At 37.6% G+C, this 12,282-nt stretch carries 13 protein-coding genes, 4 tRNA genes and 2 pseudogenes; 7 read left to right on the forward strand and 12 right to left on the reverse strand.

The window, feature by feature from the left end:
* The first annotated feature begins 57 nt into the window (after positions 1-57).
* From SB028_RS12350 to SB028_RS12360, 3 genes and pseudogenes are all read left to right on the forward strand, one after another.
* A pseudogene (locus tag SB028_RS12350) lies at positions 58-2,490 on the forward strand (DMSO/selenate family reductase complex A subunit).
* Positions 2,491-2,501: 11 nt separating this feature from the next.
* The gene (locus tag SB028_RS12355) at positions 2,502-3,119 is read left to right on the forward strand and encodes a DMSO/selenate family reductase complex B subunit (RefSeq protein ID WP_069367418.1); all 618 of its coding nucleotides are present in this window, start codon (positions 2,502-2,504) and stop codon (positions 3,117-3,119) included.
* 3 nt (positions 3,120-3,122) lie between these two features.
* On the forward strand, positions 3,123-3,899 hold the full coding sequence (locus tag SB028_RS12360; RefSeq protein ID WP_069367417.1) for a dimethyl sulfoxide reductase anchor subunit family protein: 777 nt from the start codon (positions 3,123-3,125) through the stop codon (positions 3,897-3,899).
* A 74-nt stretch (positions 3,900-3,973) separates the two neighbouring features.
* Here SB028_RS12360 and SB028_RS12365 read toward each other — a convergent pair whose 3' ends face one another.
* Positions 3,974-4,516: a DUF924 family protein gene (locus tag SB028_RS12365; protein ID WP_069367416.1), complete on the reverse strand. Its 543-nt coding sequence runs from the start codon at positions 4,514-4,516 to the stop codon at positions 3,974-3,976.
* A gap of 698 nt (positions 4,517-5,214) precedes the next feature.
* Between SB028_RS12365 and SB028_RS12370 the strand changes: the two genes are divergently transcribed.
* Positions 5,215-5,394: a GhoT/OrtT family toxin gene (locus SB028_RS12370; protein ID WP_069367415.1), complete on the forward strand. Its 180-nt coding sequence runs from the start codon at positions 5,215-5,217 to the stop codon at positions 5,392-5,394.
* A 374-nt stretch (positions 5,395-5,768) separates the two neighbouring features.
* Positions 5,769-6,683, forward strand: a complete 915-nt coding sequence (locus SB028_RS12375; RefSeq protein WP_069367414.1) for a helix-turn-helix domain-containing protein — start codon at positions 5,769-5,771, stop codon at positions 6,681-6,683.
* Positions 6,684-6,739: 56 nt separating this feature from the next.
* On the opposite strand, the gene SB028_RS12380 is transcribed toward SB028_RS12375, so the two are convergent.
* On the reverse strand, positions 6,740-7,162 hold the full coding sequence (locus tag SB028_RS12380) for a GNAT family N-acetyltransferase (protein WP_069367413.1): 423 nt from the start codon (positions 7,160-7,162) through the stop codon (positions 6,740-6,742).
* A 223-nt stretch (positions 7,163-7,385) separates the two neighbouring features.
* Positions 7,386-8,555 carry an RNA-guided endonuclease TnpB family protein gene (locus SB028_RS12385; protein ID WP_318860145.1) on the reverse strand — a complete coding sequence of 390 codons (1,170 nt, stop codon included), beginning with the start codon at positions 8,553-8,555 and terminating at the stop codon, positions 7,386-7,388.
* Between the two features lie 56 nt (positions 8,556-8,611).
* On the opposite strand from SB028_RS12385, the gene tnpA reads away from it, so the two are divergent.
* Entirely contained in the window at positions 8,612-9,037 is a 426-nt protein-coding gene (gene tnpA / locus SB028_RS12390) for an IS200/IS605 family transposase (RefSeq protein WP_318859449.1), read from the forward strand.
* Between the two features lie 71 nt (positions 9,038-9,108).
* Here tnpA and SB028_RS12395 read toward each other — a convergent pair whose 3' ends face one another.
* The 5 genes and pseudogenes from SB028_RS12395 to SB028_RS12415 form a co-directional block, all read right to left on the reverse strand.
* The gene (locus SB028_RS12395; RefSeq protein ID WP_248620764.1) at positions 9,109-9,198 is read right to left on the reverse strand and encodes a hypothetical protein; all 90 of its coding nucleotides are present in this window, start codon (positions 9,196-9,198) and stop codon (positions 9,109-9,111) included.
* Positions 9,179-9,520, reverse strand: a pseudogene (locus SB028_RS12400) (lysis system i-spanin subunit Rz); the annotation flags it as partial. The gene SB028_RS12395 and the pseudogene SB028_RS12400, both read right to left, overlap by 20 nt.
* Positions 9,517-9,921, reverse strand: coding sequence for a structural protein (locus SB028_RS12405; protein WP_069368017.1), 405 nt, complete (start codon positions 9,919-9,921; stop codon positions 9,517-9,519). The gene SB028_RS12405 and the pseudogene SB028_RS12400, both read right to left, overlap by 4 nt.
* The gene (locus tag SB028_RS12410; RefSeq protein WP_077885100.1) at positions 9,914-10,066 is read right to left on the reverse strand and encodes a phage holin family protein; all 153 of its coding nucleotides are present in this window, start codon (positions 10,064-10,066) and stop codon (positions 9,914-9,916) included. The genes SB028_RS12405 and SB028_RS12410 overlap by 8 nt, the downstream gene beginning before the upstream one ends.
* Positions 10,067-10,216: 150 nt before the next feature.
* On the reverse strand, positions 10,217-10,351 hold the full coding sequence (locus tag SB028_RS12415; RefSeq protein WP_282744743.1) for a hypothetical protein: 135 nt from the start codon (positions 10,349-10,351) through the stop codon (positions 10,217-10,219).
* A gap of 224 nt (positions 10,352-10,575) precedes the next feature.
* On the opposite strand from SB028_RS12415, the gene SB028_RS12420 reads away from it, so the two are divergent.
* A complete protein-coding gene (locus SB028_RS12420; protein WP_069368016.1) occupies positions 10,576-11,313 on the forward strand; it encodes a helix-turn-helix transcriptional regulator in 738 nt (245 codons plus the stop codon).
* Positions 11,314-11,451: 138 nt separating this feature from the next.
* On the opposite strand, the gene SB028_RS12425 is transcribed toward SB028_RS12420, so the two are convergent.
* From SB028_RS12425 to SB028_RS12440, 4 genes are all read right to left on the reverse strand, one after another.
* Positions 11,452-11,527 (reverse strand) — tRNA-Thr (locus SB028_RS12425).
* 6 nt (positions 11,528-11,533) lie between these two features.
* Positions 11,534-11,621, reverse strand: a tRNA-Ser gene (locus SB028_RS12430).
* Positions 11,622-11,911: 290 nt separating this feature from the next.
* Positions 11,912-11,987: transfer RNA gene (locus SB028_RS12435), tRNA-Thr, on the reverse strand.
* Positions 11,988-11,993: 6 nt separating this feature from the next.
* Positions 11,994-12,081, reverse strand: a tRNA-Ser gene (locus tag SB028_RS12440).
* Positions 12,082-12,282: the final 201 nt, after the last annotated feature.

Below are 12,282 nucleotides of genomic sequence, written 5' to 3' on the forward strand. Positions count from 1 at the left end.
ATAACTTAACATATATATACAACTTTACTTGTTGTAAAAAATGTTAGGGTAATGTCAATGTCAAAAATTAAAAATAATACTTCTATTACTGAAATGAGTCGGCGTGGATTCATTCAGTCTGCGGCAGTTATTTCTGGTGCTGCTGCGGTTGCAGGAACGGTTTCATTACCATTCGCTGCTAATGCTCAAACTCCCCAGGGTATTCGTCCTGATGAGACTTCTGAAACTATCAAATACAGTGCATGTTTAGTGAACTGTGGTAGCCGTTGTCCATTAAAAGTTCATGTGAAAGATGGCGTTATTCGTCGTATTTCGAATGAAACGATGTATGACGATTCAACATTTGGTCTTCACCAAATTCGTCCGTGTCTGCGTGGTCGTTCTGTGCGTTGGAAAACGTATAACCCAGACCGTTTAAAATACCCCATGAAGCGTGTTGGTAAGCGTGGTGAGGGTAAATTTGAGCGTATTTCTTGGGATGAAGCCACTTCAATCATCGCGGAAAAATTAAAATATACCATTGAAAAATACGGTAATGAGTCTATTTATTACCAATATGGTACAGGCTCTACCGGCGCAAACCTACACGGTAGAACGGCATGTAAGCGCCTATTAAGTACAGTGGGTGGTTTTTTAAGTGACTATGGTACTTATTCATACTCTCAATTAACCGGTATTGTGCCTTATGTTTATGGTGACATGCTGGAATCACTATTAACAGAAATTGAGAATTCAGATTTGGTCGTGATGTTTGGTCATAACCTTGCTGAAACACGTATGTCTGGTGGTGGTCAGTTCTATGAAACGTTAAATGCGTTAGATAAGAGCAAAAGTAAAGTTATCATCATTGACCCTCGTCGTACCGACAGTGTGACAACATTAGGCGCCGAATGGATCCCCATTTATCCAGGTACTGATGCCGCGTTAGTCGCTGCATTAGGCTATGTGATGATCCAAGAAGGCATCACCGATGAAGATTTCTTACGTGAATATTGTGTCGGTTGGGATAAACAAACATTACCTGCGTCAGCACCTGAAAATGGCTCTTATAAAGATTACATTTTAGGTAATGGTCCTGACGGCATTGCAAAAACACCAGAGTGGGCAAGTAAATTAACGGGTATTTCTGTTGCTCGTATTATCCAATTAGCGCGTGAAATTGGCGGTGCAAAAGCTGCGTGGATCTCTCAAGGTTGGGGTATCCAACGCACTTCAAATGGTGAGCAAGCATGTCGTGCGATTATGATGCTACCATTAATGTCAGGTCATATTGGTCGTCCTGGTACAAATACAGGCTGTTGGGGCGGTAACGTGGCTTATCCAGTTGCGAGTTTTGCGCTACCTAATCCAGTTAAGACATTAATTCCAACATTTATGTAGTCTGAAGCAATTGCTCGCGGTGATCAACTTACCAGTAAAAATGCGGGGGTCAGAAATAAAGATAAACTCGATACGGGTATTAAATTTATGTGGTGTTATTCCAGTAACGTGATTGGTAACCAACACGCTGACTTGAATAAAACACATGATTTACTTCAAGATGAATCAAAATGTGAGTTTATTTTAGTGTGGGATAACCACATGACGCCTTCTGCAAAATACGCCGATATCTTACTACCAGATGTGACAACCGTTGAGACAAACGATCTTATCAATAACTCTTACGCAAGTGGTGCTTACCACTATGTCGTTCGTTTACAAAATGCAATTAAACCACTTTGGGAAAACCGCCCTTGCTATGATGTTTTAACCGACATTGCAGAAAAGATGGGCACCAAAGAGCAATTCACTGAAGGTCGTACTTACGAAGAGTGGATTGAATATTGCTATAACCAAATGCGTGAGAAAAATCCTGCACTACCGACATTTGCAGAAACTAATGATGTAGGAATTATCGATCGTAAATTACCTAACCGTAATCAATACGTTGCACTTGAAGCATTCCGTCAAGATCCTATCGCTAATCCATTAAAAACAGCGTCAGGTAAAATTGAAATTTATTCTGAAAAATTAATGCAAGATACCGATGGCTGGATTTTACCAGAAGGCGACCGTATCCCTGCAATTCCAGAATATTGTAAGAATGAAGAAGGCGTTGAAAACGTTAAGCTTAAAGAGAAATTCCCTCTGCAAATGACGGGTTTCCACGATAAAGGTCACGTTCACTCTAGTTACTATAATGTTGCTATGTTACGAGAAGCGATCCCTCATCAATTCTGGTTAAATCCAATTGATGCTGCTGAACGTGGATTAAAATCTGGCGATATTGCTGAGATTTATAATGATCGTGGTCGTTTAAATATTCTTGTCAAAGTGACCGATCGTGTATTACCTGGTGTGATTGCTGTACCGCAAGGTGCATGGCGTTCACTTGATACAACAGGTGTAGATACTGGTGGATGTATTAATACATTAACAAGCTGGCACCCATCGCCGTTTGCTAAAGGAAATCCACAACATACAAACCTTGTTGAAGTGAAACGTGCATAAGGAGTTAACTCATGAAGCAATATGGTTTTTATTTTGACTCCACCAAATGCACTGGCTGTAAAACCTGTCAAGTCAGTTGCAAGGATGAAAAAGATTTAGATTTAGGCCCTAAATTCCGTCGTGTTTATGAATACGGTGGTGGTAGTTGGGCAAAACAAGACGGGATCTGGACACAAAATATCTATAGTTATTATTTATCCATTTCTTGTAACCATTGTTCAAACCCTACTTGCGTTGCAGGTTGCCCAACTGGCGCTATGCATAAACGTGAAGAAGATGGTTTAGTGGTTGTCAACCAAGATATCTGTGTCGGTTGCCGTTATTGCGAATTACGTTGCCCTTATGGTGCACCACAATTCGATGAGAAGAAAAAACTCATGTCTAAGTGTGATGGTTGCTACGAACGTGTAGCACAAGGCATGAAACCAGTTTGTGTTGAGTCTTGCCCTCAACGTGCACTTGATTTTGATGATATTGAAGTGATCAGAGCAAAACATGGTACTGAATGTGGTATCGCCCCAATGCCTGATCCTAGCTTGACCAATCCCAATATCGTGATCAAAGCACACAAAGACGCTAAACCTTCTGGTGATAAAACCGGCTCAGTTCAAAATGCGGCGGAGGTATAAACCATGCATGAACTTCCTCTAGTCTTTTTTACTGTTTTAGGTTCATCAGCAGCAGGCTTGTTTCTTATTGCTTATATCAGTAAAAAATTAGGTCAAATTGATGAAAACCAGCTGCGTAATGCCAATATTTTAGCTTTAGTCTTAACATTAATTGGCTTAGGTATTGGTGGATTACACGTTGGTCAACCATTACGTTTTTTCAATATGCTCTTAGGCGTTGGTCGTTCTCCAATGAGTAACGAAGCGTTTTTAAGTGGTGTGTTTACAGGTTTTGCTTTTGCAACTGTTGCGCTCACGATAATGAAAAAATGGAAAGGATTACGTGAAATCTGTAATCTGCTGACTGTTGTTTTTGGTTTAGCTTTTGTTTGGTCAATCCCTCAGGTTTACCACATTCCAACTATTGCTAACTGGAATACTGATTACACCACATTGCAATTCTGGATGACGCTGTTAGTCGGCGGTGGTGTCTTAGCAATGGCAACAGGTGCAAGACGTTTAGGCGCATTGTCTTTTATTATCGGTGCTATTATCACTTTTGCTACACGCTCTGGTTATGTCAGTTTTCTTGGCTTTACAGGCCCTCAACTGAGTGCTGACCAATCTCTTTTCTGGGGATTCCAATTAGCGGTATTAGCATTAGGTATTGTTATCGTAGGATTTACTGCACTAAAAGCACAGGCATCCAAAATGACACTGGTCACTTGTGCTGCGGCAGTGATTATTGCTGAGCTATCAGGCCGTATCGCGTTCTATAACTTATGGCATATTACAATGTAATCTTGATGTTATGGCTGATTAATCAACCATAAAAAAGAAACAAAAATGCATACCCTTTTAGGTATGCATTTTTTTTAGAATGAAGAACCTGGTTGCTGTAAAAAATCGCGTTCTTCTGGTGTAGATGTTCGGCCTAAAATTTCATTACGATGAGGATAGCGACCATATTTATCAATAATTTCTTTATGCCTTAATTCATATTGATAAGTATTTTCATCATTAATTTGAGAAAACAAGATAACTGCATCTTGATGAATTTTAGGGGATTCTGAATGCATAAATGGCATGATCATAAACTTACGTTTAACGGGTGTTAATGTCAGGTATTCAGGTAACTGGATAGCTTCTTGTGCTAAGACTAATGCCATATTATCTTGGGCAAAGGCTTTTGGCGTATCACGCCAAATATTACGAGAGAACTGATCAAGAATAATGATCTCAGCTAAGCGCCCTTCTATTGTTTCTCTCCATGATGCCAGTTCACCACGACTTGCACTTAAACATAATTCACCAAATCTACGGCTAATTTCTTTATCAAACTGGCTATCTTTTTTAAACCATTGCTCTGGCGTGCATTCTTCAAACCAAAACGTCAAAGTTGATTGATAAGGGATCATAAAAACTACCACGCTAATTGTTTATTAATCAAAACAGCGTTTATTTTCATCGAAATAAACGTCATTGACGGGTTACTACTTGAGTAAGTTACCATGTTAATGTAGCGACGGCTATCAACCCCTATCCAAAATAGACATAAAAATAAATCCCCTTTTCAACCTTTAAAGGGGATTTTAAATGCTTCCTAGCTAACGCTTAAATCCATTAAGTCGCGCCATCCATAAGCCCATTTATCTACAAGTATGTATAAAATGGTATTTATCCCATTTGTTACATTTTGTCGATCTCATGATGTAATATAATTAGTCCGCACATTTTACAAACATAAAATTTATCTCTTCATCACAATCCTGCCTTAAAAATCAGCATTTAAAAATTTTAATTTTTATAGTAAAACCACTAAAAAAGATCTATATCGTTTTGTTCTATTTTTTATAAATACCGCATCAAAACAAGAAAAATTGTTATTAATAACAAGTTAAATCAATAAACTAGATGCCGTTTTTTGATTTTTTGACTTTAACTTTGTTATTATCTTGTGTGATTACTCTCAAAAGAAACTAGAGATCAAACGTGAGATGAATGTTTAAAATTTGCACATTAGTAATGACATTTATTGAAAAGTTTGCCCTATTCCTCTGTTTCTTTAACAATTTTGGAGTACAATTGTTGCAGTCTATTTACTGAATGATCTGTTATGTCTGCTATCTCTATTATTGGAATAAGCTACCTTATTGGGGCTGGAATATCGTTTATTATTACTTTCTTTTTAACCAAAGATCCCAGCCTAGCCATGCGCCTTTTAAGTGCATTATTAATCGCTTTAACTTGGCCTCTTAGCTTTCCTATGGCACTTATCTTCTCTATTTTTAGTTAACTTTTTAAATAAAAATTAATAATAGTAGTTATATTCTATTAAATTAGAATAATAGCTATTATATTTCTATTCTTAAATAAATATATTAATGACTTTATACAAATAACACTTTTAGCTTAGATTTTATCTAAAAAAGAATATCTAATTGTTTGTTATTTTACTCAGTCAATTAAAACATTATTATGTAATATCAGTATGTTATAATTAATATTCAGTTTACCTAAATAATGCATCGCTTTAAAAGCTAATATTAGAGTAAATATTTTTATAAATTTACAATCAAACTTAATTTCATTACAGTATCTTATGTAAATTGGTCAGGTACGCGTATTATTTACTATCACCAATAATAATTTTTTAATTAGAGCTAGAATATGTTTAGTGAAAATGTCATTACAGATATTATCTATTGGATTGAAGAAAATTTAGAGAAAGATCTAAAACTTGAGAATGTTTCACAAAAATCAGGATATTCCAAATGGCATCTTCAACGCATGTTTAAGGAGCAAACAGGACTGACATTAGCGTCTTATATTCGAGCAAGACGACTATCTTGTGCTGCTGTTGAATTACGCTTACAAAGAACACCGTTACTTGATATTGCGTTAAAATACCGTTTTGACTCCCAACAAACGTTTTCTAGAGCGTTTAAAAAGCTGTTTAATATGACGCCCTATAATTATCGTAGAAAAGAGAATTGGCAAGCGCATGGCTTTACATTACCGTTAAGAAAATTTAGTGGTTTTAATTTAGATATTGAGATTGTCACCATTGACTCTCTTCCGTTAATTGGTATAGAGCATACCTATAAAGCGAATATGATTGATTGGAATTTCAGTACAGAAAAAGCACGAGAAGAATACTGGAAGGTTTTCTTTCAATATGCACTTTATAAACATGATAAAGTCTATGCAGTACATAATATTTTGTCTAATAAAAATAATGAATTAATCGTTAAATATTCAACTATGATGGAAAATAGGCCTGAAATTTATAATGCCCAACTTACTCATAAAATTCAGATAGAAAATATAAGATATTTAAAATTTAGCATTCCTGAAGCATTATTAAAATTAGATTATAAAGATATTATCTATAATACCTATGGCATTTTACTCAAAAAACTCAATATACCAAGAAAGAAAGGTGCTCCAGATATTGAAGAGTATATTTTTAAAGAGGAATATCCAGTTTCGATTCTTTTAAGCAAACCCGCATCATTATTAAAAGATGTGAATTACTATATCCCGATCGAAATTGAGCTCAACGATAAAAATAAGATAAAATAATTTTGTTAAAAACCATCTGATTCTGGATGGTTTTTTGTTTAATCCACTATAAAAAGTTATCTTTGCTTAATAAAACAATAAATAATTTCAAGATCGTTTTCATCAAGGTTTTCGATACAACCACTTTCAATAAAACCTAACTGAATTAATATATTTCGCATTGCATAATTAGATTTATTGGTTGATGTAAATAGCTTATCTCCTGGCGTATTTTCTTGAAAATAAGCAATCAGGCATTTTCCATAACCTTTCTGACGATACTGCTTATCTATCATCACAAGTTCAATAAATGGATTATTAAAAAAGTGATGATGAATAACACCATAACCTACAATTTGCGAATTTATTTCAAGAAGATAAATAGCTTGGCAAGATAGCCAAGCTTTAATTTCTTCAATACGTGAAGCATCCTGTTGAGCATAAGTATCTAATTCAATAAGCACAGATAGGTGATGGTCTGTGGCAAGAGTGATTTTCATAAGGTTTTTATAAGGAACTATTTTAGTCAATAGATAAGTTTATATTACTAAAATAATATAATAATGTAAGTACTCATTACTTAATAAATCTCTTTTAAATTCAATTTATTTCATGAAAATAATATAGAATAAGCCACATCCTCGATTAATGGATACACTCTTGGCGAATATAATCTTGTAAACGTGACTGCTCCCCGCCGTAAACGGCGAGGCTTCCCACTTCTCAGACCGCAACCCTCTGTACGACGGATTTACGCGGGTCTCCATGGGCTGAAACGACGCGTCCCGCCGCGTGTAATTCCAATATGCCCTTGTGTCGGATATTGATTGCCGCATTGATATCTCGGTCATGTTCAACTCCACATTCAGGGCATTGCCAGATACGCTTATGTAGTGGCATTTCTGACATTTTATGACCGCAGCAATGACAGGTTTTCGAACTGGCAAACCATTGATCCAGTTTTACCAGATGGACGCCTTTTTCTGCGGCTTTATATTCCAGCTTTGTGATAAAACCATGCCAGCCTGCATCACCGATAGCGCGAGCCAGACAGTGGTTTTTCATCATATTCGCCGATTTCAGTGTCTCTACAATTACCGCTTGGTTTTCGTCAACAATTGCACGAGAGAGTTTGTGTTGAAAATCAGCACGGGCATTGGCTACCCGTTCGTGTACACCTGCAAGCTGTATTCGGGCTTTACGGCGATTAGCACTCCCTTTTTGCTTGCGAGATAAGGCTTTTTGTTTTCGACGTAGGTGACGGCTGGCATTGATAAGGTGGCGCGGATTAGCAATCTTATTGCCGTCTGATTTGATGGCGTAATGACTCAGCCCCACATCAAGCCCCGTGATATTTGATATCAATGTTGGCTTTGCCGGTGCTTCTACCCCGTCATCACAGAGTAGTGACGCATAGTATTTTCCGGTTGCGCTGCGACTCAGTGTGATACTTTTCAGCGCCCCCGTAATTTCACGATGTAAACGCGCTTCAATCGGTGCGATTTTCGGGATTTTTATCGCGCCATCAATGACTTTGATCCCGACACAATGATAGCTAGATTGTCTGCCATGCTTACTTTTAAACGTGGGAAAACGGGCTTTTAGTTTCGGATTAAAAAAGTTGGAGAAAGCCACGTCAAGGTTAATCACCGCCTGCTGCAATGCTATGGAGTCATATTCTTTAAGCCACCCATATCTGCGGGATTTTTTCGCCACTGCAAGCAGCGGTTTAAGGTCTTTACGCGGGTTTAAATTTACGCCGTGCCGCTGGTAAGCGTCTTTCTTGATGTGCAGCGCTTTGTTGTACGCAAAACGAACCGCACCGAACTGAGCGTTGAGATATTCAGCCTGTTCTGGTGTTGGGTAGATGCGTACTTTTGTTGCTCTTAACATCATCAGCGCTCATTGATATAATGTTTTTATTTTAACATGTTAGGGCAATATATCAATTGAGTAATCATGATGATTTACTGGCGGGATCCCTCAGAAAGCGGCACAGTGTCAGTAAACTGGTCGTGCATCTGATCTTTACGACAAAGTATCGACGTAAGCTATTTGACGGACTGATGCTCGCTCAACTGCGTGATGCATTTGACTCCGCTGCGGCAAAACTTGAATGCGAAATTATTGAGATGGACGGAGAGCCTGACCATGTGCATCTGCTGGTTGCTTACCCGCCAAAACTGGCGGTCAGTGTGATGGTCAACAATCTGAAATCAGTATCGTCGCGCCTGCTGCGCCAGCAAAACACACATTTACGGACGCAAAGTAAAACGGGGCTTTTGTGGTCAAGGTCGTACTTTGTCTGTAGCACCGGAGGGGCAACGATTGAAACACTCAGAGCCTACGTTCAGAGCCAGTCAACGCCTGATTGATCTTTAAAGCCCAGCGGGCTTTTCGCCTTATATCCCCGCACGCACTGGGCGAGGGTTTACGGCGTTTTTCGCTAAAATGATCTGTTCTGACTGCGCAATTCGTTCTCGGAGTATCCAATAATTTCGGATAGCGGCGTCAGTAGGTCTGGCGGTGTTTGCATTAACCAGGCTGGTGGTGGAAGTGACTGATATTTTGAGGCATTCTGCTTTGATATACACCCGCTCAGGAGTACGCTCACTAATATCACGCAACTGATCAATTTCTTTTTTTGCATGCACAAGTTCCTGTAAATGACGATTATCAAGTTGATTAAGCTGATTTATTCTTAATTGATAATCTTTATTTTCTGCAATTTGCTGAATAAGAGTTTGATTAATATTATTATATTCCTTTTTCAAGGCTTTATGTTTATCAATTAGCCAAAGTAATCCTGTACCTAAGCATAAAACCACTATTACCATTATTTTTGATAAATAATTCATAATAACAACCACGCATCTTCAAAAACTTTTTCAGAATAAGGTTGATAACCTAGTTCAATATTAACAATCGCCACAGCTAAAGGAATAGCGATATTTTTTAATTGTGTATCAATTAAATTATCGGCCTCGATACCAATTTCTTCTGATGCTCGCCTAATATAGCCTGCTGTATTATTTTCGTTAGGTGGAGCATAACGATTAATAATGGTTTTAATGGTATTTAAACCATATTTTTTTTGGTACGTTTGTAATAATTTGTAGATAGCTCGTATTCCATATTCAGGTGAAATAAATTGGCAAAAATCGTTATCTGTTTGCTCTATGGATAATCCTTTCCATTTCGAGCCGTGCCGAATATTACCAGGGTTATTATTACGCACACCTCGTACTTTTTTAGCCATTTGTAACTCCTGCTCTTCCTTTAAGGAGTTTACTCACGGGATCTACTCCGACATAACCAATAAACACACTGGCTAAGTAAGCAAACTCATGATTAATATTAAATAAAATTAGAATATCTTTAAACCAAGCAAACATTGCACACATCAGCCCAGCTAGGGAGGCTGATATTCTTTATTCTTTCATTGTTTCTCATGGCTTACCTCCAGTAGGAGGAACTGTAATAAATAATATACTCATCCACCGTACTTAAATTTAAGTACTGTTTTAACATAAGTATGGTTATGTTTTATTTATCTAATAAGCTAAATGGCGGGTATATAATATCATTACATCAGTAATTGAGAGTGAATCTACTGCTTTAACTGTTTTTACATCACTTAATACAATGCTTTTTGGTGGAAAATATTTAGGTAAATTTGCTCGTCTCATTTAATACTCCTTTTGATTTCCTATCACGACTCATTGATCATCCATGTATCACGGCATGGCATTTATGTATCTAAATTCCCCCGCATTTTATAGCGTTACCTTAACGTGATTTTTACTTACCACTCTTATATCGGTTTATTTAGTTAACCCTCACACTTTTATTAACCGATGGTTAATGTTATATTTTAACCAAGATAACGTCAAGCAGCAAAGGAATTTAACCAATGGTTAATTATGATAATAAAACAGAGTTCACAAAAAGGCTTCAAGAAGCTTGCTTAGATTCAGGAATTGCAGGTCGCGGAGTCGGTAAAAGAATTATAGATGCACTTGCTGAACAAGGGATAAAAGTCAGTGCTCCCGCAGTGTGGAAATGGTTAAATGGTGAATCAATTCCTGACCCAACAAATATTTTAGCACTAAGCCAATGGTTAGATGTTCGAGCAGAATGGTTAGAATATGGGCGCGGAGCTAAAAAAAATGATGGTATCTCAGTCAGTGAAATGACAAGGGTTGACGAGTGGGATAATAATACGCCCATAGAACGCGATGAAGTCGAAATCCCCTTCTATACCACTATTGAATTAGCAGCAGGTTTCGGAAGTTGTACCACTGATAATCAGAAGGTGGAATTATTGAGATTTTCTCGTTCAACATTTAACCGTTATGGTGTGCAGCCGAGTGATGCGGTTGCCTTTAAAGTCCACGGAGACAGCATGTCTCCTGTTATTCCTGATGGTTCAATTGTCACTATCAGTACAGGACATACGAAAATTGTTGATGGCGGTATTTATGCTATTCAACAAGGTGACCTTTTGAGAGTCAAAATTTTACATCGACTCCCTAATAATACCATTATCATCCGTAGTTATAATACAATTGATTACCCAGATGAGCGTTCTACATTAGAAGAAGTGAAAATTTTAGGGCGAGTATTTAATTGGTCCGTGATGGGTTGGTGATCGTGATAGGTAGATGATTTTAGTAGTACACAAAAATGCCACAATCTTTTTTGTGGTATTTTTTAATGCATATCCATTTATATTAAAATTTGCCCAAGAAAAAACCCGCTACCTCTTACGAGATAACGGGTTCTTATATGGTGCCGGCTACCGGAGTCGAACTGGTGACCTACTGATTACAAGTCAGTTGCTCTACCAACTGAGCTAAGCCGGCTAATTCTGGCGGAAGGATAGAGATTCGAACTCTAGGATGGTTTCCCATCGGCGGTTTTCAAGACCGCTGCCTTCAGCCACTCGGCCATCCTTCCATAGCGCCGAATTATGCCTCTCTCTGACCCCGCTGTCTAGTCCTGATTGTAAAAAAAATGACTTTTTTATCTGTTTGCTCAATCTTCAAACACTTCCTGCTTAAAAAATGCTAACTTACTAATATAGTGGTTAATTTTTGATAACTAAAGATAAAAAATCATCATGATGTCGAAAGATAAATGACGTAACTCAAAAAGAATTACATAGAAATAAATAAGAGGGAAAATAAAAAAGAGAATTATCGATAAGAAAAAACCCGTTACCTCTTGCGAGATAACGGGTTCTTATATGGTGCCGGCTACCGGAGTCGAACTGGTGACCTACTGATTACAAGTCAGTTGCTCTACCAACTGAGCTAAGCCGGCTAATTCTGGCGGAAGGATAGAGATTCGAACTCTAGGATGGTTTCCCATCGGCGGTTTTCAAGACCGCTGCCTTCAGCCACTCGGCCATCCTTCCATAGCGCGGAATTATGCCTATCTCTGACCTCGCTGTCTAGCTCCGATTGTAAAAAAAATGGATTTTTTGGTTTGTTTGCTCAAAGTTCATCCGAATATCCCTTTTAAATAGATAACCTGTTAATATAATGGCTGAATAATGGTGATTGTTTATTCAATTTATCTATTTTTAATTACATTGTCTCTTAAAGGCTCGCAAACT

This window comes from Proteus vulgaris (assembly GCF_033708015.1).
Lineage (GTDB): Bacteria > Pseudomonadota > Gammaproteobacteria > Enterobacterales > Enterobacteriaceae > Proteus.